Origin of the sequence: Azospirillum sp. A1-3 (assembly GCF_023806445.1) — a bacterium.
GTDB lineage: Bacteria > Pseudomonadota > Alphaproteobacteria > Azospirillales > Azospirillaceae > Azospirillum.
Genome location: NZ_JAMSLU010000008.1, coordinates 206,850 through 230,626, shown reverse-complemented (window position 1 = coordinate 230,626; position 23,777 = coordinate 206,850). Strand labels below are relative to the sequence as shown.

The following is a 23,777-nucleotide window of genomic DNA, read 5'->3' as shown; positions in this document are numbered from 1 at the left end:
GCCCGATGTCCCAAGCCAAGCCCCGTTTCTCGCCCGCCGCCGTCGCGCGCGGCGCCCTGGTTCCGGTCCTCGCCATCGCGCTGTGGCAGGCCCTGTCCAGTTCCGGCCTGATCAACCAAGTGGTTCTGCCGTCGCCCGTCGCGGTGGTGGAGCGCTGGTGGGCCTATCTGCTGCCGACCGAGCCCTATGATCCGGCGCAATCCAGCTGGATCCTGTGGGCGCTGTCGGGCGAGATGCTGTTCGACGCCTGGTCCAGCCTGTACCGCGTGGTGCTGGGCTTCGCCGTCGGCGCCGGGCTGGCCCTTCCGCTGGGTCTCGCCATGGGCGGCAACCCGCGCATCTACGCGCTGTTCGATCCGCTGATGCAGGTGCTGCGGCCGATCCCGCCCATCGCCTACATCCCGCTGTCGATCCTGTGGTTCGGGCTGGGCAACCCGCCGGCAATCTTTCTGATCGCCATCGGCGCCTTCTTCCCGGTGCTGATGAACACCATCGCCGGGGTGCGCCATGTCGACGGCATCTATCTGCGCGCCGCCCGCAACCTGGGCGCCGGCCGGCTGACCATGTTCGTCCGCGTCATCCTGCCGGCGGCCACCCCCTATATCCTGGCCGGCGCCCGGATCGGCATCGGCACCGCCTTCATCGTCGTCATCGTGTCGGAGATGATCGCCGTAAACTCCGGCCTCGGCTTCCGCATCCTGGAGGCGCGCGAGTTCATGTGGTCGGACAAGATCATCGCCGGGATGTTCACCATCGGCCTGCTCGGCCTTGCCATCGACATCGGCATGAACCGCCTGAACAACCACCTGCTGCGCTGGCACCGCGGGCTTGAGAATTGATGGGGAGGGACTGGAGATGATGTCCATGCTGAAGACCGTTGCCGACACCACGCCCGTTCCCGACGCCGCGCCCGTGCAGATCCAGGTGCGCGGGGTGGAGAAGACCTTCTCCGTCGGTCCGCAGAAGATCGTCGCCCTGCAGAACATCGACCTCGACATCCGCAAGGGCGAGTTCGTCTGCCTGCTGGGACCGTCGGGCTGCGGCAAGTCCACGCTGCTGAACGCGGTGGCCGGGTTCCAGCCGCCGACGAATGGGACGGTCACCGTCGATGGCCGCACCATCACCGAACCCGGTCCCGACCGCGGCATGGTGTTCCAGGAATATGCCCTGTTCCCCTGGATGACGGTGGCGCAGAACGTTGCCTTCGGCCTGGAGATCAAGGGGATGTCCAAGGCCGAGATCGCGGAGCGGGTGGAGTGGCTGCTGCAGAAGCTGCACCTGCAGGACTTCCGCAACCGCTTCCCCAAGGATCTGTCGGGCGGCATGCGCCAGCGCGTCGCCATCGCCCGCGTGCTGGCGCTCGACAGCCCGATCCTGCTGATGGACGAGCCGTTCGGCGCGCTCGACGCGCTGACCCGCCGCACCCTTCAGGACGAGTTGCTGCGCATCTGGGAGGAGGTCGGCAAGACCATCCTATTCGTCACCCACTCCATCGAGGAGAGCATCTATCTGGCCGACCGCATCATCGTGATGACCTACCGGCCGGGCACCATCAAGCGCGACGTCGTCGTCGACATGCCGCGTCCCCGTGACGGCTCCGCCCCGGAGTTCAACCGCCTGAAGCGCGAGCTGTCCCAGATGGTGATGGAGGAGCAGCAGCGCTTCAGCCAGGACGAGATCCGGTCGATTACGGCGGATTGAGGAACGGCGGGCAGGACGGCAAAGGAGGGGCGCCCCGATGTGGGCGCCCTTTTCTTGTCAGAGCTTCGCCGCTTCCTCGGCCATCCGTTGCCGCAGCCAGCCGTGGGAGGGGGAGCCGGTGTTGCGGCGGTGCCAGATCATCGACACCTCGTAATCGCCGACGTCGAAGGGCAGCGGGCTGGTGGCGAGTCCCAGCGCATCGGCGCACAATTGGGCCAGCCGGGCGGGCAGCGAGGTCAGCATCGGCGCCTGGGTCAGGATCATCGGGATCGCCAGGAACTGGGTGGTGGAGGCGGCGACGCGCCGCCTTGTGCCCAGCGCCGCCAGTTCGTCGTCGATGAAGCTGGTCAGCCCGCCGCGCAGCGACGGCATCAGGTGCGGATAGCGGGTGTAGTCCTCCAGCCCGATCGGTGGGGTGACCGGCACAAGCGCCGGATTGAACAGGCAGACATGGGTTTCCCGGTACAGCACCTGCCGGTCGTGCCAGCGCCGCAGCTCCGGCAGATAGCCGATGGCGAGGTCCAGCGTGCCGTCGTCCAGCGCGGTCATCATGGCGTCGGGATCGAGGCTGAGCAGCGAGACCGTGACGCGCTGGTTGCCCTCCACCGCATCGCGCAGGATGCCGGTCAGCAGCACCGCCTGCATCGAATCGGAGGTGGAGATGGTGAAGTTCCGCTCCTCCCGCTGGGGATCGAAATCCTCCTCCGCCGACAGGGCGCGGGCGGCCCCCACCAGCAGGTCGCGCAGCGGTTCGGCCAGACGCTGGGCGCGCGGCGTCGGCTCCATCCGGTTGCCGGTGCGCACGAACAGCGGGTCGCCGACCAGCGTGCGCAGCCGGGCCAGCGCGTGGCTGACCGCCGACTGACTGACGCCCAGCGCGTCGGCGGCGCGGGAGACGTTGCGGGTCTCCAAGAGCGCGTCGAACACCTTGATGAGGTTGAGATCGAGCGCGGGGTTATGAATAGCTTTCATGACGATATGAACCAAAGCCACCTACTTCATTGTGCACTAGACGGTGTATTCTGTCGAGGCAGAGCTGACCCAGCAGCCGACAATCAAAAAAACTTTCAATTCCTAGCCAACGCCCATAGCCGGGCAGCGGACCTGTCGTCGCCTCCAAAAAGCCGGCGGTTCCGTTCAGGGAGAAAGAGGCAAGAGCCATGGTTCGCATCAACGTCAACGGCGAGGAGCGTCAGGTCGACGTTCCGGAGGACATGCCGCTCCTGTGGGTTCTGCGGGACGAGCTGAACATGACCGGCACCAAGTTCGGCTGCGGCATCGCCCAGTGCGGCGCCTGCACCGTCCATGTCGACGGCACGCCGACCCGCGCCTGCCAGACCCCCGTCAGCATGCTGACGCCGGACAGCAAGATCACCACCATCGAGGGCGTGAAGGGCAAGGCCGCCCAGGCCGTCCAGGCGGCGTGGCAGAAGCTGGACGTCGTCCAGTGCGGCTACTGCCAGTCGGGCCAGATCATGAGCGCCATCGCGCTGCTGACCGACAACCAGAACCCCTCCGACCAGGACATCGATTCGGCGATGGACGGCAATGTCTGCCGCTGCGCCACCTATGTCCGAATCCGCGCGGCGATCAAGGATGCCGCCCAGACGATGAGGGCCTGATCCATGCTGCATCATCTGATCCGCCACGCTGCCGAACACGGGTTTCCGGAGTCCGGTTTCGCTCCCGGTCCGTTGCCGGCGCCGTCGCGCCGCGGCTTCCTGAAGGCGATCGGCGTCGGGGCCGGCGCGCTGGTCATCGGCGCGCATCTGCCCATGCCGGCGCTGGCCGCCGAAGCGGCGCCGAAGATCGTCGGCCCGGCCGACCCGCGTCCGCATGCCTTCATCATCGTGGCGCCGGACAACACGGTCACCGTGCTGGCCAAGCATCTGGACAAGGGCCAGGGCATCGTCACCGGCCTCGCCACCATCGCGGCGGAGGAGCTTGACGCCGACTGGTCCCAGGTGCGCGGCGCCTTCGCTCCGGCCAACCAGAAGCTGTATGCCAACCATATGTTCGGCGTCCAGGGCACCGGCGGCTCCACCGCCGTCGCCAACAGCTGGGACGAGCTGCGCATGGCCGGCGCCGCCGCCCGCGCCATGCTGGTCGCCGCCGCCGCCGCCCGCTGGAACGTGCCGGCCGGCGAGGTGACGGTGTCGAAGGGCGTGGTCCGCCATGCCGCCAGCAACCGCAGCCTGACCTTCGGCGAACTGGCGGAAGAGGCGGCGAAGCTGCCGGTGCCGCAGCAGGTCAAGCTGAAGGACCAGAAGGACTATGTGCTGATCGGCAACCCGGACCTGCACCGTCTGGACCATGTCAGCAAGACCAACGGCACCGCCATCTTCGCCATGGACATCCGCCGTCCGGGTCAGGTGACGGCGGTGCTGGCCCGCAGCCCGCGCTTCGGCGGCACGGTGAAGAGCGTCGATGACGCCGCCGCCCGCAAGGTGCCGGGCGTCATCGAGGTGCTGACCCTGCCGGTCGGCGTCGCGGTGATCGCGAAGAACACCTGGGCCGCCATCAAGGGCCGCGAGGCGCTGACGGTGACCTGGGACGACGCCAAGGCCGAGACCCGCGGCACCGACGCCATGCTGGCCGACTACCGCAAGGCGGCGGAGAAGCCGGGTGACGTCGCCGCCGCCAAGGGCGATGCGGAGAAGGCCATCGCCGACGCCAAGACCAAGGGCGGCCATGTGGTGGAGGGCGAGTTCGTCTTCCCCTACCTCGCCCACGCGCCGATGGAGCCGCTGAACGCCGTGGTGGCGCTGAATCCGGAAGGTGGCTGCACCATCTGGGCCGGGTCGCAGTTCCAGACGGTCGAGCAGATGACCGCCGCCCACATCCTGGGCTGCAAGCCGGAGCAGGTGAAGATCGAGACCCAGTGGGCCGGCGGCAGCTTCGGCCGGCGCGCCACCCCCAGCGCCGACTACATCGCCGAGGCGGTGACCATCGCCAAGGCCTATCCCAAGGCCCCGGTGCATCTGGTCTGGACGCGCGAGGACGACATCAAGGGCGGCCGCTACCGTCCGCTGGTCCTGCACCGGATCACGGCGGCGGTCGATGCCAAGGGCGATCTGGTCGGCTGGAAACAGCGGATCGTCGGCCAGAGCTTCATGGCCGGCACGCCGTTCGAAGCGGTGATGATCAAGAACGGTGTCGACGCGACGATGGTCGAGGGCGCCTCGGACATGGCCTATCCGGTGGCGAACCTTGCGGTTGACGCGCACACCGTTGCCTCGCCGGTGACGACGCTGTGGTGGCGCTCGGTCGGGCACACCCACACCGCCTATGCCAAGGAGGTGATGATCGACCGCCTCGCCAAGGCGGCGGGCAAGGACCCGGTGGCCTTCCGCATGGAGATGCTGAAGGACCATCCACGTCTGGCCGGCGTGCTGAAGCTGGCGGCGGAGAAGGCCGGCTGGGGTCAGCCGCTGCCGCAGGGCAAGGGCCGCGGCGTCGCCGTGCATGAAAGCTTCAACACCTATGTCGCCCATGTCGCCGACGTGTCGGTCGACGCCAAGGGGCAGATCAAGGTGGATCGCGTCGTCGTCGCCGTCGATTGCGGCGAGGTGGTCAACCCCGACATCGTCAAGGCGCAGATGGAGGGCGGCGCCGGCTGGGGCATCGGCCATGCGCTGCGCGACGAGATCACCATGACCGACGGCAAGGTGGATCAGGCCAATTTCGACAGCTATCTGCCGATGCGGATGTCGGACATGCCGGTGGTGGAGGTCCACATCGTCCCGTCGCACGAACGGCCGACCGGCGCCGGCGAGCCCGGCGTCCCGACCGTGGCGCCGGCGGTGGCGAACGCCGTCTTCTCGGTGACCGGGCAGCCGCTGCAGACGCTGCCCTTCAGCCGTGGCGGCATCGTCAGCTGAGTAGGGGCGGCTAGGGTGAGGCCGACTTGGTCCCCGCCGTCAGTTGGGCGGGGACCGGTTGGGCCGAGGTCAGTTGCGGGGACGGGGCGATGCTGGCTGTTCCGATGCTGGCCGCCCCTATGCTGGCAGTCCGGGCGGCGGCGGGAAGCGCCGCCGGCCGGCGGCCGGGCCAGCCCTGATCCACCAGCAGCCTTACCGCGGGATCGACCCGCATCGGACCGGCGGGGATGGACGTCTCCGCCGGTTCTTTTTTGCGTGGCGGCTCGATGCGCAGAAGCCGGGCGAGCCGCTGGGACTGGATGACCGGAAGGGACGGTCGGGGTAGTTGCGGTCCCCATGGATCGGCGGCGGTCGCTGTCAGGGCGGGCGTCAGCGCCGTGAGGTAGAAGGCGGCGCGCAGCACCCCGGCCAGCAGCAGGGCGGCCAGCGCCAGCACTGCCCAATGGCGGCGGCGCAGCTGCCGGGCGACCATGTCGATCTCCGGCGGGGGCAGTGGGTCGTGACGGGTGCTGTGGCGTTCTATGGCGGTCATGCGGGGCACAGCATCGCTCAAGGCGGTGCCGATGCCCCCTGCCTTTCCCGGCGAACCGCCAGGGCAGGGGGATTGCCACCCGCGTTCCCCCACCGCCGGCCGGCATTCCCCGTCCGGATCGTTATCTCTACCGCCTAGCCAGGAATTGCAAACGAGCCGGGCCGCCGCCCGATCTCGGCCCGGACTTCGCGGAACCAGCGCAGCTTTTCCTCGAAGGGCAGGCGGGCGAGGCCGCTCGGTGAAGGCACCACCACGTCGGCGATGCCGTCGAACAGGCCGCGGTCCTGCACGCCCCAGGGGGCGTCGGGCAGCCCGGTCGCCGCCAGATAGACGCCCTTGCCGGTATAGGCCAGCACCCGCGGCCGGACGAAGGCGACGATCCGCGCCAGCCGTGGCACCCCGCCGCGCAATTCCGCCCGCGACAGCTCGGCGGCGCTGGCGGTGGCGCGGGCGACAAGGTTGGTGGAGCCGAGGCCGATGGCCGGCAGCGTCACGTCCTCCTCCGGCCGGTAGAGGCGCGGGGTCAGGCCGGCCTCGGCCAGCAGGCGCCAGAACTGGTTGCCGCGCCCGGCATAATGATGGCCGAGCGCCCCCGACCGCAAACCGGGATTGAAGCCGACGAACAGACAGTCCAGCCCCGGCGCCACGATGTCCGGCAGCGGACCGGCGGGAGGCGGCAACCCCTCCGGAGGTGGGGCCGGGACATCGTCGAACAGATCCATGGTGAAATCCTCTCCGCGAAGGAGAGGAATATAGGATGCCGCCGCCCCGCTCAAAGCGAGGCGGCGACCGCGGGAGCGGGCGGACTGCTGCGTTCGTCCTGCAGCAGGGCGAGGATGCGGTCGGTCATCCGCAGGGCGAGCGCGACGATGGTCATGGTCGGATGGTCCGCCCCCATGGTCGGGAAGACGGAACTGCCGGCGACATAGAGATTGCCGACGCCATGGACGCGGCCGTCCGGATCGACCACGCCGTGACGCGGCGATTCATGCATGCGGGTGGTGCCCATATGGTGCCAGCACCAGCCGACATCGGCCATCGTCGCCTCGGCCGACGCCTCGCCCCCGTTCTCCACGGTGATCAGGCCGCGGTGCAGCAGGTCCTCGCGCAGCAGGCGCTGGGTCTCGGTGGCGCCCCAGCGGTCCTGATCGGTCAGGCGCCAGTCGACCCGCGGCAGGTTGCAGCCGAACGGGTCGGTGGCGTGGTCCAGCGTCACCCGGCTGTCGGGGTTGGGCACCGGCTCCAGCACCGTCTCCAGGGTGAAGCGGCGAGACAGCCAGCCGGGGTCGATGGTGCTGTCGAACAGCGCATGGGTCAGCTGCGGCAGGCTGCGCAGGATGCGCGGGCCGGCATTGCGCAGCAGGCTCGCCGCCTCGTCCTCCGACACGCCGAAGCGGCGGCAGCTGTGGCGTGACGGCAGGAGCCGCAGGTCGCGCATCGCCTTGAAGGCGTCCAGCGCCCCGGAATGGTAGGAGGCGACCAGATATGTGCGCGAGTTGGGCAGCCCGTGCCGTTCCTGAAGCTCCGCCGTCGGCGACAGCGCCAGCGCGATCGACGGATGGGGCCGGCGCAGCCGCCGCCGGGCGAGGCACAGGCTGACGTCGTAGAGCGTGCGGTGCTGCCCCTGCCGGGTCAGGCGGATCGGCGAGGTCTTGAAGCGCGGGTGGTCGGCGAAATAGCGGCCGACCAGATCGTTGCCGTTGCCCAGGCCGGCCGCCTGCACCTTGTTGGACAGCAGCAGGATGCGGGCATTCTCGATCCCGCCGCAGCCCAGCACGAACAGCCGGGCGCCGACGGTGAAGCTGGGGCCGGCCAGGGTCCGGACCTGCACCCGTTCCACCGCGGTGGCGGTCGGGTTGGTGTCCAGCCCGGTGACGTTGGCGTTGAGGAAGGCGGTGATGTTGGCCGCCCGCCCGATTTCGGCGCGATAGGCCTCGCCCATGCGGATCGGCGGGCTGAGCTGGGCGACGCGGTTCTCGAAATCGCCGCCGCCATTGCCGTCGTTTTCCAGCGGGATCAGCGCCGTTTTCGGCCCGCCGACCCGCTCCATCCAGAAATCGTTGTCGTACTGGAAGGGACCGAGGCCGAGCACGTCGTGGGAGCGCTCGTAATAGGGCATCAGCGTGTCGCGCGGGATCGGCCAGCCGCTGCCGGGCATCCAGGGACGCTCGGCGAAATCGCCCGGTTCCAGCGGGCGGGAAAAGCCGCCCCAGCAATTGGTGCTGCCGCCCAGATAGCGGCTGCGCGCGGTGGTCAACCGTTCATAGGGAAGGCCGACGTTGCGGCCGGCGTACAGCGCCTGGGAGATGCCGTCGACCTCCAGCCCGCCGCCTTCCAGCAGGACGACGCTTAAGCTGCCGCCCGCCAGTTCGCGCGCGATGGTCAGGCCGGCGGCACCGCCACCGATCACGCACAGATCGCAGTCGATGTGCGTGCCGTTGAGGACATGGCGGGCGTCACGAAGCAAGCGGGCCTCCGTACCGGGGTCATAAGCCCACCCTTCTTGCCCCGGACGCGCGGCCTAGGCCGAGTGCTCTTTTGGCTATACCCCCGGCGCGTCCCCACTGACCGATCCGGCGCACAAGCGCGGCACCCCGGACGAACCAGATGGGGTGGTCCGGATGGGGGGCGGATGGGTGGGTGGGCGGCCGGCCAGTCTGCCGGCCAGTCTGCCGGGTGGAAGGGAACGACCGCAGCGCTCGACGGTTGAGGTGGCGAAGAAGGGCGCTTCGGCCCGGCCGCGAGGTCGGACTGTCGGCGACCGGAAAACCATGAAATTGCAGGAGCCGCCTCCATGAAACGCCATCATCTTCTCGCGACCGCCGCCCTGGTTCTGTTCGCGGCCCCCACCCTGTCCCTGTCCCTGGCCCAGACGCCGACGCCGACCGCCAAGGTGACCGAGAAGGGCCAGTTGGCGCAGCAGGACATGAATTTCGCCACCAAGGCGGCGATGAGCGACATGTTCGAAATCCAGGCGGGCAAGCTGGCGCAGGACCAGGCGAAGGACAAGGACGTCAAGCAGTTCGGCAGCCACATGGTGTCCGACCACACCAAGACCTCCGACGCCATGAAGGAGATGGCGCAGAAGAAGTCGATGACGCTGCCGACCAAGCTCGATTCCGAACACCAGCAGAAGCTGGACAAGCTGCGCGGCGTAAAGGGTGAGCAGTTCGATTCCGCCTATATGCAGGGTCAGGTCGACGCCCACCAGACCGCCGTCTCGCTGTTCCGCGACCAGGCGCAGAACGGCAAGGACGCCGACCTGAAGCGCTTCGCCGAGCAGACCCTGCCGACGCTGGAACAGCATCTGCGCATGGCCCGCGACCAGCGCCCGGCCGTCGCCTCTGCCGGTGCCGGGGCCGGCGCCGCCACCCAGCAGGGCGCCAGCATCGAGAAGATGATGGGCAAGGACGTCTACGGCGAGAACGGCAAGAAGCTGGGCGACGTCGCCGACATCATCCTCGACGCCCAGAGCGGCAAGGCCACCCAGGTGATCCTGAACCGCGGCGGCGTGCTGGGCATCGGCGCCAAGCATGTGGCGCTGGACTACAACCTGCTGCGGACCGACGGCGACCGCGTCGTCGCCCGTCAGGTGACCGAGGATCAGGTCAAACAGATGGCGGAGTTCAAGTACGACGACAACACCGTCTCGCTCGGCAAGCGCAACGGCGACCACAACACCGGCAGCACCGGCAGCAATGCCAACCACAGCGGGATGTCCGGCGGCGACGCGGCCCATGGCACGGCCAACAGCCTGGACAGCACCAAGCCGCGCAACCCGCAGTGAGCCAGCGCGGGTCCGACGGTCACTCCTGATTCCGCTTCCAGCCGTCGGCCGCCGGGGATCTCTTCCCGGCGGCCCCGTACAGCCAAACGACACGGCCAACCGACGGAGATAACGCGATGGCGAACGCCAGCAAGAAGCACATGAGCCCGAGTGGACAGGGCAAGGGCACCGGCACCGGCGCCACCACCGACCTGCCTGCCGGCTCCATCGGCGACAACGAAGTGCTGTCGAACCGCGACAAGTCCCGTCATTCCGACGCCCGCGGCCTGGACAGCAAGGCCGTGCAGACCGAACAGATGCAGGACCACGCCGCCAACCACAATCCTGACGAATAATGCCGGCCCGACAGGTGACGTGGAACACCGGTTGAGGTGTTTCGGGACGGGACCGTGCGAAAGCCGGTCCCGTCGCCGTTTCAGCCCCGCCAGATTCAGCCCCGCCAGAATTGGGGCATGAACAGCACCAGCACGGTGAACAGCTCCAGCCGGCCCAGCAGCATCGCCAGCGACAGCAGCCATTTGGCGGAATCCGGCAGGGAGGCGAAGGTGCCGGCCGGGCCGATCACGTCGCCCAGGCCGGGGCCGACATTGGCCAGCGCGGTCACCGCGGCGCTGGCGCTGGTGATGAAGTCCAGCCCCAGCGCCATCAGCGCGATGGTGGTGACGCTGTAGGCGGTGAAGAACAGCGCGAAGAAGACGATCACCGATCCCAGCACGTCGTCGTCCAGCTGCCGGTTGCCGTACTGGCGCGGGAAGACGCCGCGGGGATAGATCAGGTGGAGGAAATGGGTGCGCAGCACCGTCGCCATCACCTCGAACCGGAAAATCTTGATGCCGCCGGCGGTCGATCCGGTGCAGCCGCCGATGAAGGTCAGGCCGAAGAAGACGCCGACCGCCAGATTTCCCCATTGGCTGTAATCGGTGTAGGCGTAGCCGGTGGTGGTGACGACCGACACCACGTTGAAGGCGACCAGCCGCAGCGCATCGGCGAAGCCGTAGTCGTGCTTGAGCGTCAGCCAGAGGCTGAGCGGCAGGATCACCGCCGCCAGAAAGGTCAGGTAGGTGCGCACCTGGCTGTCCCGCCACAGCGCGTCGCGCTGGCCGGTCAGGGTGCGGACATAGAGGACGAAGGGCAGGCTGCCCGCCAGCATGAACAGCGTCATCAGCCAGTGCAGCACTGGATTTCGGAAGTGCCCAGCCGAGGCGTCCGAGGTGGAGAAGCCGCCGCTCGACAGGCTGGTCAGCGCATGCACCACCGCCTCGAACGGCGTCATGCCGGCCAGCCAGTAGCTGACACCGCAGATCACCGTCAGCCCGGTATAGACGGCGGTGATGGCCTTGGCGATCTGCTGGGCGCGCGGCAGAACCTTCTGCGAGCGGTCGGAGGATTCGGTGCGGAACAGCTGCATGCCGCCGACCCTCAGCGCCGGCAGCACCGCGATGGCGACGCCGATGATGCCGATGCCGCCCAGCCATTGCAGCAGCGCCCGCCACAGCAGGATCCCCTCCGTCGTCAGGTCCAGCCCGACCAGCACGGTCGATCCCGTGGTGGTCAGCCCGGACATCGTCTCGAAGAAGGCGTTGGCGTAGTTCAGCGACAGGTCGGGGAAATGGCCGAACTGAAACGGTAAGGCAGCGAAGGCCGCGGTGGTCGTCCAGGTCAGCGGCGTCAGCAGGAAGGCCTGCCGCAGCGACAGCCCGCCGTGCAGATGGCAGCGTGCGGACCACGCCAGCGCCGCCCCGCAGGCACCGGTGAAGGCGGCGGAATAGAGGAAGACCCGCGCATCCGGATTCCCATAGGCATAGTCGACCGCGGCCGGGATGAGCATCGTCGCGGCGAGCGCCAGCAGCACGATGGCGATGATGAACAGGATCGGCCTGAAATTCGGCATGATGTCTCTGAACGGGCGGCAGAAGGGGCGGGCGGCGGAGGGAAAGGCGGCCGATCAGAAGAATTCCAGCCCGACGGCGAACAGCTTTTCGACCTTGCGCACCAGATCGGCGGTCGCCATCACGATGACGCGGTCGTGCGGTTCGATCACCGTCTGGCTGGTGGGGATGATGACCTCGCCGCCGCGGACCAGCGCGCCGATCATCATGCCGGCCGGCAGGTCGATGGTGCCGATGGGACCGCTGACGGCGCGCGAGGTCTCCAGCGCCTCCGCCTCCACCACCTCGCCGAAATTGTCACCGATGGTCTGCACCGCCGCCACCCGGCCGCGACGGACATGGCGCAGGATCGACGACACGGTGACCGCCGCCGGGTTGACGACGACATCCATCCCCAGCCCGGCGACGATCGGCGCGTAGGAGGTCTTGTTCAGCAGCGTGATCGCCCTGCCGCAGCCGGCCCGCTTGGCCAGCAGCGAGGTGAAGACGTTGGTCTCGTCGTCGTTGGTGACGGCGACGATGGTCTCGGCCCGGCCGACCTGCGCCTCCTCCAGGATCTCATGGTCGAGCGCGTCGCCGTTCAGCACCACCGTGCTGGAGCGCAGCGAGCGCGAGATCAGCTCCGCCCGGTCGGCGTTGCCCTCGATCATCTTGATCGAGATGCCGCGCATGTGGCGTTCGACGATCTGCGCCAGATTGAAGCCGACATTGCCGCCGCCGGCGATGACCAGCCGGCGGGCCGGCGCCTCGCTGTGGCCGAACAGGGCGACGACGCGGACGATGTCGGCGGTGCGGCAGACCAGATGCACGTCGTCGCCCAGCCGCAGCTGGTCGTTGCCCTTCGGCACGAAGCCGGTGCCGTCGCGGAAGACCGCCAGCACGGCGGCGCGCAGGTCGGGAAACATCTCGGTCAGGCGGCGCAGAGGCGTGTTCAGCAGCGGCGAGCTGTTGGTGCAGTGGACGCCGATCAGATGCACCTTGGCGTCGGCGAGCGGCACCATCTCGAACGCGCCGGGGGAGCGCAGGCGGCGCGCGATGCTGTGGGCGATCTCCACCTCCGGCGAGATGACGACGCTGATCGGCAGATGCTCCGGGGCGAACAGCTTGGACCATTCCGGCTGGAGATAGGCCTGCTTGCGGATGCGGGCGATGCGCAGCGGGATGTCGAACACCGAATGGGCGACCTGACAGGCCACCATGTTGACTTCGTCGGAGTGGGTGACGGCGATCAGCATGTCGGCGTCGCGCGCCCCCGCCTGGGCCAGCACGTCGGGGTGCGAGGCGTAGCCGACCATGCCGCGCACGTCGTGGCTCTCGTCCATCCGCTGGGCAAGCTCGGTCGAGGTGTCGATGACCGTGATGTCGTTGTCTTCCAGCGCGAGATGCCGCGCGATGCTGGCTCCGACCTGTCCCGCCCCGCAGATGATGACCTTCATACGCCCGCTCCCCCCACTTACCGACCGCTCCGCTCCGGTTTGGCCGGAATTTGTGAGGAAATGACGGCAGGAGCGGAGCGTTGCAAGTCGAAGCGGTTCGGCGGGCGGGAATTCCGACCCGAATTGCCGGAATTCCCCGACAGGTATCAGAACTGTTTCAGCAGCCGGTCGATGTAGTTGCGTTCCTCCTGCGGGCGGCCGTACTGGCCGGACCGGCGGCGGAGTTCGTCCAGGATTTCACGGGCGCGCTGGAGTTCCGACTGTTCGGGGATCTTCACGTCGTTGGAATCCTGCATGCCGTAGCCGGACGGGCGGCGGCCCAGCGGGTCGCGTCCCCGGCCCTGGCGGGGCATCTGGCCCTGCTGGCCCATCATCGCCTGCCCCCCCTGGCCCATCATCTGCTGGGCCATCTGTTCGGCCATGCCCTGCATGCCCTGCTGCAGCTGTTCCATCGCCTCCGTCTGCGACGGCACCGCGGCGCCGGGGGCGCCCTGCTGCAGCGCCTGCGCGGCGTCGCGCATGGCGCGCTCGGCTCGGCCCAGAGGCTGCGGGATCTCGCCGCCCTGCTGTTCGCCCATGCGGCGCATCAGCTCGCCCAGCTGGCGACGGAGAGCCTCCTGCTGCTCGGCCTGCTTCTGCAGGGTCGGGCTGCCCGGATTCTGCTGACCATTCTGCTGCTGGCCGTTCTGGTTGCGGCGCTGGTTGGGCTGGCGGCCGCGGGGCTGTTCGCCCTGCTGCCCCTGCTGGTCCATCGACTCCTGCGACTGGCGGAAGCTCTGGTCGAGGAGCTGCTGCTGCTGCTGCGCCAGCTTCTGCAACTGCTGCATCATCTCCCAGGTTTGGTTCTGCTGCTGGGCCTGTTGCTGGTTCATCTGGGCCATGGCGCCGGAGCGCATGTTCTCCAGCATCTGCTGAAGCTGCGACAGCATCTGGCGGGCGGCGTCGCGCGACCCCGTCTGCGCCATCTCCCGCATCTTGTCGAGCATCTGCTGCAGGTCGTTGCGGTCGGTCATCTGGTCGGCCATTTCCGGCGGGACCATCGGGATCTTCTCGCCGCGCTGCAGCGCCTCCATCATCCGCTGTTCCATGGCGTCCATGAACTTGTCGAGCGCCGCCTGCAGCTCGTCCATCAGGCGGTTCAGCTCCTCGTCGGAGGCGTTCTTGTCGAGCGCCTCGGACAGGCGCTTCTCGGCGTCGCGCAGGTCCTTCTCCGCCAGCGACAGGCCGCCATCCTCAATGCGGAGCGCGGTTTCCCACAAAAGCTGCTGCAGGGCCGGGACGGAGTCGGCGCTCTGGTCCAGCATCAGCCGGGCCATGGCGGTGCGCAGCGACAGGAAAGCGACGATGTCGTCGCCATAGGTGCCGGGGCGAGAGGAAATCTCCGCCAGCGCGCGGGCGACCTGGACCCGCGACTCCTGCGGATTGCGGGTCAGGACCTTGCGCTGGTTGATGATGGCGCGGGCGACCGGATGATTGAAGGTCCGTTCCGGCAGGATGATCGCCGCATCCTCCGACCGGCCGGTCTGGCCGGCGCCGTCGGTCGCGGTCAGCCGCACCGTCACCGGCATGCCGGCCCAGGGATGGGCGGTCAGGTCCTGGAAGGCGGTGGCGTGCGCCTCCTTCGGCCGGACGCCGGGCAGCGACAGCGGGAATTCCAGCACCGGGTCAGCTTCGGCCTTCGGCGCCTCGGTCTTCGCGGCGCCATTGTTCGTGGTGCCGGGCTGCGGCGGAACATCGGGCGCGCGGCGGATCTGCGCCTTCACCTCGGTCAGGCCGTAGTCGTCGCGGGCGGCATAGTCCAGCTTCAGCGCGCCGCGTTCTCCGGCGGCGGGCGGATTGGCATGGGCGATGATGGGCACGCGGTCGGGCACCACCTCGATCGGCCAGGAGCCCAGCGTGCGCCCGCCCTGGGTGACGGCGATGCGGGTGCCGCCGGTCACCGGCTTCTGCACCTGGAAATTGGCCGAATCCACCGCCTCGAACGGGCCGGTCTGGTCGCCGGCCTCCAGGCTGGGGGTGCCGCCGCCGCCGGTGACGCGGGCGAGCACGAGGCTGCCCTGCGGCACCTTCACCGGCTGGTCGGCGGGGTGGTCGCCGGAGTGGTTGGTGGTGGGGGAACCGGCGGTCTGCTGGCTTGCCGGCTTTGCGGTGGAGCCGGATTTCAGGAAGACCGGCGGCAGGCCGGTATAGTCGGGCGGGTTGATCCAGAGGTCGAGCGTTGCCGCCGCCGTGGCGGTGCCGCCGGCGAAATGGGGGGTCAGCGCGGCGGCGATGCGCGGGCGCCAGTCACCCCAGGCCGCGGCGCCGGCGACCACCAGCGTCAGGATCACCAGGGCGCGCAGGGCATAGCGGTCGTGCGACGGCACCTCAGTGCCCGGCCAGGCGACGCGCAGGCCGCGCATGGCGGCGCGCGTGCGCTCCTGATGCAGGCGCCACAGTGCCTGGGCGGTCGGGTCGTTGCCGGCGGGCCGGTCGCGCAGGGTGTGCAGCGGACGATGGGCGAGGCCGCTGTCCCGTTCCAGCCGGCGGCGGGCCTCATCCTCGGCCGGGCTGCGGAAGCGCCGGACCCCGATGACGAGCGACAGCAGGAAGGCGGCGGCAAGCACCAGAAGGGCCAGCCCATGCAGCCAGCCCGGCAGCAGGACCAGCAGATTCAGCAACGCCAGCGCCAGAAAGGCGCCCAGCACCGACAGCGGAGCCCACAGCGCCGGCCCCAGCCGTTCCCACAGCAGCGCCGCGCGCGCCTGGGCCAGGCGGAGGCGCGGTTCGGTCACGCCGTCGCTGTCGCCACGATCATCGGCGGGCCGGTTCTGGGCAGCCTGATTCTGGGCGGGCCCGGAGTCGCCGCGTCGTTCGTTCTGCTTCATGCCGCCCCCTCCGCGCCGAAATGCAGCCGGTCCGGCGGTTCGCTTGGCGGCGCCGGCCGGTCATGCTGCGCGAGCCAATCATATAGGTGCCGCCTGCGGCTTTTGCCCACCGACTCGTTCACCGGCGCAATGCTACAGCCCATCATTGCGCCATGGCGAAACTATGACGCGCGGCGGTCCGCCGAAATTTCGGGGCGCGCGGGGTGCCGTCAGTCGCCTTCGCCGGCCGGGAGCGGCTTGGTCACGGCCGTGCCGCGCCGGGTTTCGCGGTGCAGGATGTAGAGGCCGCTCGCCATCACCACAGCGGCGCCGACCGCCATGGCCGTGGTCGGCACCTCCCCCCACAGGAGCCAGCCGAAGCCGACCGCCAGCAGCAGCGAGGTGTAATTCAGCGGCGCCACCAGGGCGGCCGGGGCCAGCGAATAGGCTCGGGTCAGCATCAGCTGGCCGCCGCCGCCGCACAGGCCGGTCGCCAGCAGCAGCAGCCAGTCCATCGGGGCCGGCGTAATCCAGGAGAAGGGCAGGGTCAGGCCGAGCAGAACGGTAGTCAGCAGGGTGAAGTAGAAGACGATGGTGTTCGGAACTTCCGTCCGGCTCAGCTGGCGGATGGCGATCATCGCCAGCGCGTTGGTCAGCGCGCCGAACAGCGCGATGAGCGCGCCCAGATTCAGCACGTCGCCGCTGGGCCGGACGATGATGAGCACGCCGACGAAACCGACCAGAACTGCGCTCCAGCGGTGGATGCCGACCTTCTCGCTCAACAGCGGCACCGACAGCGCGGTGAGGAACAGCGGGGCGGCGAAATTCAGCGAGATGGCGTCGCCCAGCGGCAGCAGGTGGAAGGACCAGAACATGGCGGCCATGGAACTGAGCCCGATCAGCGACCGCCCCAGATGGCCCCAGGGATAGCGGGTGCGCAGCGTCGTCACGAAGCCCATGCCGAAATGGATCGCCAGACAGACCGGGATCAGCGCGAACAGGCTGCGGAAGAACATGACCTCGGTCACCGGGAAGCGGTCCATCAGGAGCTTCGCCAGGACGTTCATCAGCGAGAAGAACAGCACGGAAATCAGCATCGAGGCGATGCCGAGGGGGGTGTTGTCGACGCGCTTGTGCGGCTTGTGGATGGTTTGCGGCGGGACTGTCACGGTGCGCCGAGCCTACCAAGCGTTGCCGCCCGCGTCACGATGTCGCGACGCGGGCGGTCATGTCGGAGCGGTATGGCGGTGTTGCGTAAACCCGCGCTGGCACTCGGCCCGGAACGTCGGACCTTCGCTCAGACCTTGAACAGGCCGGAGATTTCGGCCTCGGCGCGCAGCCAGTGCTCCTGCTCGCGGCCTTCGGGGCAGCCTTCCTCTTGCCAGATCTGATAGGCGCGTTCCTGGATCATGCGGTTGCGCTGGCCGCTGAGCAGGCCTTCGGCGATGTTCATGTTCAGGCGGGCCAGCGAGACCAGCTTGCGCGTCTCAATGGCGCCCTGGGTCGCCAGCATGGTGGTGGAGACGACATACTGCGCCAGATTGCGCAGGTTGGCCTTCACCTCCGGCTCGACCGGGCAATCATCGTTCAGCAGGACCGTCTTGATGGCGATCCACAGCTTCAGGTTCTGGTCCAGCGCGAGGTTGACCTTTTCCGGCACGTCCGATTCCAGCAGGGTGCTGGCTGCCTGCAGCAGGACGATGCTGTCCTGTTCCACCGACGCGAAGTTGGTGCGCAGGATGGTGTCGGCCCAGCTTTCCACCGGAGCCTCGAACACCGGCGCGGCGGCGGTTGCGGCGGGAGCGGTTGCGGGAGCGGCGGAGGAGGCGGTCTTGCGCTTGGTGGCCATGGTGGGTTCCCCGGGGAGCGTTCGGTCCGCGTCCACTTGAACCAACCATGTTTAAGATGTGGTTAAGACGCTACCCTTGCGCGCCTTTTGCCGGCGCCAGACGCCGCGACACGATGTCCTGAGCTCGGCGATCAGTCAGGGGCCGCCGAAAGGCAAGCGATAGTAAAAGCCGAAGACGTTGTTGGTGCCGGCCGCCGGATCGCCCGCCGCGGCGTCGTTGACGATGCGGCTGTAGCCCAGGCTGAAGCGCGACTTGTTGTCGAACTCGTATCCCAATTCCAGCTGAGAGCGGAACTCGGTGGTGGGGGCGCCCTCGCGCCGGGCGGTGGGCAGGGTGCCGGCGCCGAAACTGGGGGTGAAGACGAAGGAGCCGAGCGGCACGTCGACCAGCACGCCGCCGCTCAGGCCACCGGTCAGTCCCGTGCCGACGCTGGTCACGGCGCCGCGCGGGGTCAGGCTGCTGCCGCTGCCCGGCCCGATCCAGGGCTGGATGCTGACATAGGGTTCGACCTGCGGGACCAGCGAAGACCCGATCCGCATCTTGCTGTTCAGGATGGTGAGGTTGCTTTCCGCCGGCGGCTGCAGGCTGTAGGCGAGGCCGCCGACCGCCCAGTTGCCGAACCGGCCGTCCGCGTCGATCGACTCCGCCCGCGCCGATCCGGCGCCAGGAAGAGTGACGGCAAGCGCGAGCAGGCAGGCGGCCAAGACGGCCGGCCGGTAATTCCCCTGGCGGCTGAACAGGCGGTTCACGGGCACCCCCTCCCGGTGACGCGTCGGATCGCACCACGCGGTCCGGCCACTATAACGATGGGGCGTGGCGACTGACCCATGGAGTATCGGCACTACCCCTAGGATGTCGTGATCGCCATCCGCGTTTCAACCATGAAAGCATGAGCGGTGCGGGACGGTTGTCTGTTACCATATGCTCATGAGCGTGCATCCCGCCGAGCCAGTGTCCGGCCCTGCGCCGCAGGAGGAGGCGATCGCCTTCCTCGGCGATCCGCGCACCCATGGCGGGCAGCCGGTGGAGCGGATCGACACCCATGCCGCCCTGGTGTTCCTGGCCGGTGACCGGGCGCTGAAGCTGAAGCGCGCGGTGCGCTATCCCTATCTGGACTATTCGACGGTTGCGAAGCGCCATGCGGCCTGCGTCGCGGAATTGGCGATCAACCGTCGCACCGCACCGACGCTTTATCGGGGCGTGGTCGCAATCCGCCGCGAGGCCGATGGCCGCTTGCGGCTGGACGAAGAGGGTGGGGAAGCGGCAGGGGACGCCACCGACTGGCTGGTGTCGATGGCGCGCTTCCCCGACGAGGCGCTGTTCGACCGCATGGCCGAGCGGGGCGGCCTGACCCCTGTTCTGATGCGCCGGCTGGCCGAGCGGATCGCCGCCTTCCACCGCGATGCCGCTCCCCGGCCGGATGGCGGCGGGGCGGAAGCGCTACGCGCAGTGGCGGACGGCAATCTGGAGGACCTGCGCGCCGCGCCGAATCTGTTTCCTGCCGACGCTGTGGCGCGGCTGGCGGAGCGCACCGGGGAGGCGCTCGACCGGCTGGCGCCGCTGCTGGAGACGCGGCGGCGGAATGGATTCGTCCGCCACGGTCATGGCGATCTGCATCTGCGCAACATCGTCCTGCTGGACAGCGAGCCGACCCTGTTCGACGCCATCGAGTTCGACGAGGCGCTGGCGGTGGCCGATGTCTTCTATGACCTCGCCTTCCTGTTGATGGATCTGGATCACCGCGGGCTGCGGCCGCTGGGCAACGCGGTGCTGAACCGCTATCTGGAGGAGACGGAGGATTACGGCGGGCTGGCGGCCCTGCCGCTGTTCCTGTCGCTGCGCGCGGCGGTGCGGGCCAAGGTGTCGGCTGCGGCGCTGCGGCTTGGCGGAAAGGCGGAGGGGCTGGCCGGAGAGGCGCGGCGCTATCTGGACCAAGCGCTCGCCGCGTTGGACCCGACGCCGGCGCGGCTGGTGGCGGTCGGCGGGCTGTCCGGCACCGGCAAGACCAAGCTGGCCAAGGGGATCGCGCCCGATCTGGGTCCGTCGCCCGGTGCGGTGGTGCTGCGCAGCGACGTGCTGCGCAAGCGGCTGTGCGGAGTCGCGGACACCGACCGGCTGCCGGCCGACGGCTATACCCCGGCGGTGACGGAACGGGTCTATGATGAGTTGTACCGGAGGGCGGCGGCGGTGCTGGCCGCCGGGCATGCCGTGGTGGTCGATGCGGTCAGCGCCCGGCCGGACGAGCGCCGCCGGATCGAAGCGGTCGCGGCGGAGGCCGGGGTGCGGTTCGACGGGATCTGGATGGAGGCGCCGTTGTCGGAACGGGTGGAGCGTGTGACCAATCGTCGCAACGATGCGTCCGACGCCACCGCCGACGTGGTGGAACGGCAGGAATCCTATGATTTGGGTACAATCGATTGGACGCGCCTGGATTCTGGCAGGGTTGCAGCGGATGTGCTGGACGACGCCCTTGCAAGCTTGGCCTAATTCCAGGAGTGACAGCATCTTATGGACTGAATCTTCAAGGTTTGCGGCCCTTGCCCCGGACCGCGGACCGCGGACCGCAGCGACGATGGGGCGAATGACGGCCCGGTGAGAATCGCCCGCCACACCGGCGGACGGACCGCCGCCGTCCGGGAAGGGCCGCTCGAACCGGTCCGGGAGGAGTCCATGACCTACAAGACCATCCTAGTGCCGCTCTGCGGCAGTGAGAACGATCCGGTGGCCCTGAAGGGCGCGATCTCGGTGGCGCGCGATTTCGACGCCCATCTTGTCGGCCTGTTCGTCAGCCTCGACCCGCGCGATGCCGTTCCGATGCTGGGCGAGGGCATGTCCGGCGCCATGGTGGACGAGATCATGCGCGCGGCCGAGACGGAATCGAACAACCATCGCGCCGCCGCCCGCCGTTCCTTCGACGCCGCCGTCGCCGAGGCCGGCTTTGAGATGCGCGAGGTCCCCGGCGGGGTCGAGGCGCCGTCCGCCTCCTGGCGCGAGGTCGTCGGCCGGATCGAGGACGTGGTGCCGGCCGAAGGCCGTCTCGCCGACCTGATCGTCTGCGCCCACACCTCGATCGAGGCGGACACGCAGGGCTACACCACCATGGAAACGGCGCTGCTGGGCTCCGCCCGGCCGGTGCTGCTGGTGCCGAAAAACCTGCCGGCGGAGATCGGCCACACCGTCGCCGTCGCCTGGAACGGCAAGACGGAAGCCACCCGCGCCGTCGCCGCTGCCCTGCCCTTCCTGCGCAGCGCCGACCGCGCCCATGTGCTGACCGCCGAAACTTCGGTGACGGAAGGCGCGACAGGACGCCGCATTGCCCAATATCTCGCTTGGCAGGGAGTTAACCCGGAGTTAACTATATTGCATCCGGGATCGGAACCCGTTGGGGAGACGGTCACCAAGAAAGCCGTGGAGCTGGGCGCCGACCTGCTGGTTATGGGCGGCTATGGCCACAGCCGGATGCGGGAAATGATCCTGGGCGGTGTCACGCGCTACGTGCTGAACCACGCCGGGCTGCCGGTTCTGATGGCCCACTGATCTTTGCGGTCTTCGGCCGCGCGGGTTTCCCTGCCGCCTGTTCCGGCGGGGATCCCGTGCGGCGCCGGCATTTGCAGCCCGGCCGTTCCCGGGAGGAACGCGCCATGTTGACGATCAAGGACTGCATCGCTCTGAGCGATCTCACCGAAGCCGAGATCGACGCGATCGCCGAACACGAACATCTGCCGGAAATGGTGGCGGTGGAGATGGGCTATTGCCTTGCCCACTGCCCCGGCGGACCCGACCGCATCGCCCACATCATCGCCGACGACATCGCGGACGCCTGTGCCCACGGCCATGTCGACCATGCGGTGGAACTGATGCATACCCTGCGGGAATTCGTGGAAACGCATCCGCAAGGCTGAGGGTGAGAAGGCTGGGAACAGTCCGGCTGCGGCGGGGTTCTACTGGCAAGCTTTTTCGCGATTGCCCTCCGGCAGTCGCCTCTCGACAATTGCCAAGGACCCCGACGATGGCCAGCAAGACCACCGGCACCCAGGCTGATATCTTCGCCCGCATCAAGACCGATCACGACACCATCCGCAGCCTTCTCGAAAAGACCGAGAAGGCCAACGGCAGCGGCCGCGCCGTGTTCGAGGAGCTGCAGCGCGAGTTGTGGGCCCATTCGAAGGTGGAGGAAGGCGTCTTCTACGCCTCGCTGAAGAAGGCCAAGGAAGCGAAGTCGGAAACCGTCGAGGGGCTGAACGAGCATCACCTCATCAACGGCCTGCTCGACGAGCTGAACGCGATGAAAACCACCGACAGCGGCTGGAAGGAAAAGCTGCAGGTGCTGGGCGAACTGGTCCGCCACCACCTGGACGAAGAGGAAGAGGAGCTGTTCGAGGAGGCCAGGGACGTCCTCGACGACGACCGCGCGGCCGAGTTGGGCGGCGCCTATGACGACCGCAAGAAGCACATCATGGCCGGGCTGGCGCCGCTGTAAGGAGGGCTACGCCATCCCGTTTGGTTGCCGTCGGCCGGCGAAGGGGCCATATCTGGGGCTTTCTGGAACTGGCCGGCGGTGTCGATGTCCAAGCGTGTCAGCGTCAAGCGAATGCTCTCCCGGCGAGGCTTGCGGTTCGGCCGTGCCGCGCTGACGGCAGTCGCATTTGGGGTTTCCGTCCTCATGACCGCCCCCGCTTCCGCCGCACCCGCCCCTCCGGCGAAGGAACTGGCGCAGAAGACCTGCGGCACGCTGGCCGCGCGCGTCGACGAGGTGTCCGGGCGCGGGCCGCTGTTCCTGCGCAGCTACGATAATTCCTATGCGCCCGGCCCGACTTCGGAGCCGGCGCTGTCCAATGCCGCCTTCACCTACGACAACGCGCTGGCGATCATGGCGCTGACCGCCTGCGGCCAGCGCGACAAGGCGCTGCGCATCGGCGAGGCGCTGCTTGATGCCGTGTCGCTCGACCGCGCCGGCTGGAAGGGGCGCCTGCGCAACACCTATCGGGCGGGCGCGCAGAAGCAGCGGCCGATCCCGCCCAACGGCTGGTGGGATGCCATCGGCAACCATTGGGGCGAGGACCCCTATCAGGTCGGCACCGCCACCGGCAACGTCGCCTGGGCCGGGCTGGCCCTGCTGACGCTGGCCGATGCGACCGGCGAGACGCGCTTTCGCGACGGAGCGGCGGAACTGGCGCGATGGGTGGTCGAGCATACCCGCGACCCGCGCGGCCCCGGCGGCTTCAACGGCGGTTTGCAGGGCTTCGACGACGCACCGCAGCCGCTGACCTGGAAATCGACCGAGCACAACACCGATCTGGTCGCGCTGTTCGGCTGGCTTGGCGGCGATTTCGCTGGGCCGGAGAAGGAGGCGCGCGATTTCCTCGACAAGATGTGGACCGCGGGCGGCGACCATTTCCCCATCGGCACCGCGCCGGACGGGGTGACGGTCAGCACCTCCACCTCCGGTCTCGATGCGCAGCTGTGGCCGCTGCTGCTGCCGAAGGCGCCGGAGGCCTGGCGGGCCGCCCTGTCCTATGCGGAGCGCGCCCATGGCGCCGATGGCGGTTTCGACTTCAACGACGACCGCGACGGCATGTGGGTGGAGGGCACGGCGCAGGCGGCGCTGGCCTACCGCGCCGTCGGTCGCCGCGGCGATGCCGACCGGCTGTTCGGCGAACTGCTGAAGGAGATCAGCCCCGGCGGCTATCTCTACGCCACCCGGCCGCAGGTGCTGTCCACCGGGCTTGCCATCGGGCCGGACAGCAAGACCGACGACTTCCTCTATTACCGCCGTCCCCATCTGGGCGCCACCGCCTGGGCGGCTCTGGCGGCGGTGGGCTGGAACCCGTTCACGGGGAAGACGGTGCCGTAAC

Annotated in this window: 21 protein-coding genes; 11 read left to right on the top strand and 10 right to left on the bottom strand. The window is 68.7% G+C overall.

Translation table 11 applies throughout. The features are described 5' to 3' along the window. The first annotated feature begins 5 nt into the window (after window positions 1-5). Together M5E06_RS34060 and M5E06_RS34055 are read left to right on the top strand one after the other, a co-directional pair. Window positions 6-839, top strand: a complete 834-nt coding sequence (locus tag M5E06_RS34060) for an ABC transporter permease (RefSeq protein ID WP_136702400.1) — start codon at window positions 6-8, stop codon at window positions 837-839. Between the two features lie 25 nt (window positions 840-864). Continuing rightward, window positions 865-1,701 carry an ABC transporter ATP-binding protein gene (locus M5E06_RS34055; protein ID WP_252142045.1) on the top strand — a complete coding sequence of 279 codons (837 nt, stop codon included), beginning with the start codon at window positions 865-867 and terminating at the stop codon, window positions 1,699-1,701. 57 nt (window positions 1,702-1,758) lie between these two features. On the opposite strand, the gene M5E06_RS34050 is transcribed toward M5E06_RS34055, so the two are convergent. Continuing rightward, window positions 1,759-2,673: a LysR family transcriptional regulator gene (locus M5E06_RS34050; RefSeq protein ID WP_109151936.1), complete on the bottom strand. Its 915-nt coding sequence runs from the start codon at window positions 2,671-2,673 to the stop codon at window positions 1,759-1,761. A gap of 188 nt (window positions 2,674-2,861) precedes the next feature. On the opposite strand from M5E06_RS34050, the gene M5E06_RS34045 reads away from it, so the two are divergent. Both M5E06_RS34045 and M5E06_RS34040 read left to right on the top strand, forming a co-directional pair. After that, the gene (locus M5E06_RS34045) at window positions 2,862-3,323 is read left to right on the top strand and encodes a (2Fe-2S)-binding protein (RefSeq protein ID WP_109151935.1); all 462 of its coding nucleotides are present in this window, start codon (window positions 2,862-2,864) and stop codon (window positions 3,321-3,323) included. A 3-nt stretch (window positions 3,324-3,326) separates the two neighbouring features. Beyond that, window positions 3,327-5,582, top strand: a complete 2,256-nt coding sequence (locus M5E06_RS34040; protein WP_252142044.1) for a xanthine dehydrogenase family protein molybdopterin-binding subunit — start codon at window positions 3,327-3,329, stop codon at window positions 5,580-5,582. A 10-nt stretch (window positions 5,583-5,592) separates the two neighbouring features. On the opposite strand, the gene M5E06_RS34035 is transcribed toward M5E06_RS34040, so the two are convergent. The 3 genes from M5E06_RS34035 to M5E06_RS34025 form a co-directional block, all read right to left on the bottom strand. After that, the gene (locus M5E06_RS34035) at window positions 5,593-6,114 is read right to left on the bottom strand and encodes a hypothetical protein (RefSeq protein ID WP_252142043.1); all 522 of its coding nucleotides are present in this window, start codon (window positions 6,112-6,114) and stop codon (window positions 5,593-5,595) included. Window positions 6,115-6,248: 134 nt separating this feature from the next. Next, a complete protein-coding gene (locus tag M5E06_RS34030; RefSeq protein WP_252142042.1) occupies window positions 6,249-6,836 on the bottom strand; it encodes a mismatch-specific DNA-glycosylase in 588 nt (195 codons plus the stop codon). Between the two features lie 50 nt (window positions 6,837-6,886). Further along, a complete protein-coding gene (locus M5E06_RS34025; RefSeq protein WP_252142041.1) occupies window positions 6,887-8,581 on the bottom strand; it encodes a GMC oxidoreductase in 1,695 nt (564 codons plus the stop codon). Between the two features lie 327 nt (window positions 8,582-8,908). Between M5E06_RS34025 and M5E06_RS34020 the strand changes: the two genes are divergently transcribed. Continuing rightward, window positions 8,909-9,901: a DUF4142 domain-containing protein gene (locus M5E06_RS34020; protein ID WP_252142040.1), complete on the top strand. Its 993-nt coding sequence runs from the start codon at window positions 8,909-8,911 to the stop codon at window positions 9,899-9,901. Window positions 9,902-10,017: 116 nt separating this feature from the next. Further along, window positions 10,018-10,236 (top strand): hypothetical protein, encoded by a 219-nt coding sequence (locus tag M5E06_RS34015; RefSeq protein WP_109151932.1) that lies wholly within the window; start codon window positions 10,018-10,020, stop codon window positions 10,234-10,236. 95 nt (window positions 10,237-10,331) lie between these two features. Here the strand turns inward: M5E06_RS34015 and M5E06_RS34010 are convergent, their stop codons facing one another. From M5E06_RS34010 to M5E06_RS33985, 6 genes are all read right to left on the bottom strand, one after another. Further along, window positions 10,332-11,792, bottom strand: coding sequence for a TrkH family potassium uptake protein (locus tag M5E06_RS34010; protein ID WP_252142039.1), 1,461 nt, complete (start codon window positions 11,790-11,792; stop codon window positions 10,332-10,334). Window positions 11,793-11,846: 54 nt separating this feature from the next. Further along, the gene (trkA, locus tag M5E06_RS34005; protein ID WP_252142038.1) at window positions 11,847-13,226 is read right to left on the bottom strand and encodes a Trk system potassium transporter TrkA; all 1,380 of its coding nucleotides are present in this window, start codon (window positions 13,224-13,226) and stop codon (window positions 11,847-11,849) included. A 146-nt stretch (window positions 13,227-13,372) separates the two neighbouring features. After that, complete coding sequence (locus M5E06_RS34000) at window positions 13,373-16,093, bottom strand: TIGR02302 family protein (protein ID WP_252142037.1); 2,721 nt, start codon at window positions 16,091-16,093, stop codon at window positions 13,373-13,375. Window positions 16,094-16,302: 209 nt separating this feature from the next. Continuing rightward, entirely contained in the window at window positions 16,303-17,241 is a 939-nt protein-coding gene (locus tag M5E06_RS36000) for a DMT family transporter (RefSeq protein WP_252142036.1), read from the bottom strand. Window positions 17,242-17,369: 128 nt separating this feature from the next. Further along, window positions 17,370-17,921 (bottom strand): DUF2934 domain-containing protein, encoded by a 552-nt coding sequence (locus tag M5E06_RS33990; protein WP_252142035.1) that lies wholly within the window; start codon window positions 17,919-17,921, stop codon window positions 17,370-17,372. A 135-nt stretch (window positions 17,922-18,056) separates the two neighbouring features. Next, the gene (locus tag M5E06_RS33985; protein WP_252142034.1) at window positions 18,057-18,671 is read right to left on the bottom strand and encodes a hypothetical protein; all 615 of its coding nucleotides are present in this window, start codon (window positions 18,669-18,671) and stop codon (window positions 18,057-18,059) included. A 178-nt stretch (window positions 18,672-18,849) separates the two neighbouring features. On the opposite strand from M5E06_RS33985, the gene M5E06_RS33980 reads away from it, so the two are divergent. The 5 genes from M5E06_RS33980 (at window position 18,850) to M5E06_RS33960 (ending at window position 23,776) form a co-directional block, all read left to right on the top strand. After that, on the top strand, window positions 18,850-20,409 hold the full coding sequence (locus M5E06_RS33980) for a bifunctional aminoglycoside phosphotransferase/ATP-binding protein (RefSeq protein WP_252142033.1): 1,560 nt from the start codon (window positions 18,850-18,852) through the stop codon (window positions 20,407-20,409). A gap of 183 nt (window positions 20,410-20,592) precedes the next feature. Further along, window positions 20,593-21,459 carry a universal stress protein gene (locus M5E06_RS33975; protein ID WP_252142032.1) on the top strand — a complete coding sequence of 289 codons (867 nt, stop codon included), beginning with the start codon at window positions 20,593-20,595 and terminating at the stop codon, window positions 21,457-21,459. 104 nt (window positions 21,460-21,563) lie between these two features. Then, the gene (locus M5E06_RS33970) at window positions 21,564-21,824 is read left to right on the top strand and encodes a hypothetical protein (protein ID WP_109073453.1); all 261 of its coding nucleotides are present in this window, start codon (window positions 21,564-21,566) and stop codon (window positions 21,822-21,824) included. Between the two features lie 107 nt (window positions 21,825-21,931). Then, on the top strand, window positions 21,932-22,402 hold the full coding sequence (locus M5E06_RS33965) for a hemerythrin domain-containing protein (protein ID WP_252142031.1): 471 nt from the start codon (window positions 21,932-21,934) through the stop codon (window positions 22,400-22,402). Window positions 22,403-22,585: 183 nt separating this feature from the next. Continuing rightward, window positions 22,586-23,776 carry a hypothetical protein gene (locus M5E06_RS33960; protein WP_252142030.1) on the top strand — a complete coding sequence of 397 codons (1,191 nt, stop codon included), beginning with the start codon at window positions 22,586-22,588 and terminating at the stop codon, window positions 23,774-23,776. The last annotated feature ends 1 nt before the right edge of the window (window position 23,777 follow it).

Excerpts from the sequence above, each read along its gene's own strand:
- M5E06_RS34045 (WP_109151935.1), top strand. The coding sequence starts at position 2,862 with ATGGTTCGCATCAACGTCAACGGCGAGGAGCGTCAGGTCGACGTTCCG.
- M5E06_RS34055 (WP_252142045.1), top strand. The coding sequence starts at position 865 with ATGCTGAAGACCGTTGCCGACACCACGCCCGTTCCCGACGCCGCGCCC.
- M5E06_RS34020 (WP_252142040.1), top strand. The coding sequence starts at position 8,909 with ATGAAACGCCATCATCTTCTCGCGACCGCCGCCCTGGTTCTGTTCGCG.
- M5E06_RS33990 (WP_252142035.1), bottom strand. The coding sequence starts at position 17,921 with ATGGCCACCAAGCGCAAGACCGCCTCCTCCGCCGCTCCCGCAACCGCT.
- M5E06_RS34060 (WP_136702400.1), top strand. The coding sequence starts at position 6 with ATGTCCCAAGCCAAGCCCCGTTTCTCGCCCGCCGCCGTCGCGCGCGGC.
- M5E06_RS34015 (WP_109151932.1), top strand. The coding sequence starts at position 10,018 with ATGGCGAACGCCAGCAAGAAGCACATGAGCCCGAGTGGACAGGGCAAG.
- M5E06_RS33965 (WP_252142031.1), top strand. The coding sequence starts at position 21,932 with ATGGCCAGCAAGACCACCGGCACCCAGGCTGATATCTTCGCCCGCATC.
- M5E06_RS34030 (WP_252142042.1), bottom strand. The coding sequence starts at position 6,836 with ATGGATCTGTTCGACGATGTCCCGGCCCCACCTCCGGAGGGGTTGCCG.
- M5E06_RS33960 (WP_252142030.1), top strand. The coding sequence starts at position 22,586 with ATGACCGCCCCCGCTTCCGCCGCACCCGCCCCTCCGGCGAAGGAACTG.
- M5E06_RS34010 (WP_252142039.1), bottom strand. The coding sequence starts at position 11,792 with ATGCCGAATTTCAGGCCGATCCTGTTCATCATCGCCATCGTGCTGCTG.
- M5E06_RS33975 (WP_252142032.1), top strand. The coding sequence starts at position 20,593 with ATGACCTACAAGACCATCCTAGTGCCGCTCTGCGGCAGTGAGAACGAT.
- M5E06_RS34050 (WP_109151936.1), bottom strand. The coding sequence starts at position 2,673 with ATGAAAGCTATTCATAACCCCGCGCTCGATCTCAACCTCATCAAGGTG.
- M5E06_RS34040 (WP_252142044.1), top strand. The coding sequence starts at position 3,327 with ATGCTGCATCATCTGATCCGCCACGCTGCCGAACACGGGTTTCCGGAG.
- M5E06_RS34000 (WP_252142037.1), bottom strand. The coding sequence starts at position 16,093 with ATGAAGCAGAACGAACGACGCGGCGACTCCGGGCCCGCCCAGAATCAG.
- M5E06_RS34035 (WP_252142043.1), bottom strand. The coding sequence starts at position 6,114 with ATGACCGCCATAGAACGCCACAGCACCCGTCACGACCCACTGCCCCCG.
- M5E06_RS33970 (WP_109073453.1), top strand. The coding sequence starts at position 21,564 with ATGTTGACGATCAAGGACTGCATCGCTCTGAGCGATCTCACCGAAGCC.
- trkA (WP_252142038.1), bottom strand. The coding sequence starts at position 13,226 with ATGAAGGTCATCATCTGCGGGGCGGGACAGGTCGGAGCCAGCATCGCG.
- M5E06_RS33980 (WP_252142033.1), top strand. The coding sequence starts at position 18,850 with ATGAGCGTGCATCCCGCCGAGCCAGTGTCCGGCCCTGCGCCGCAGGAG.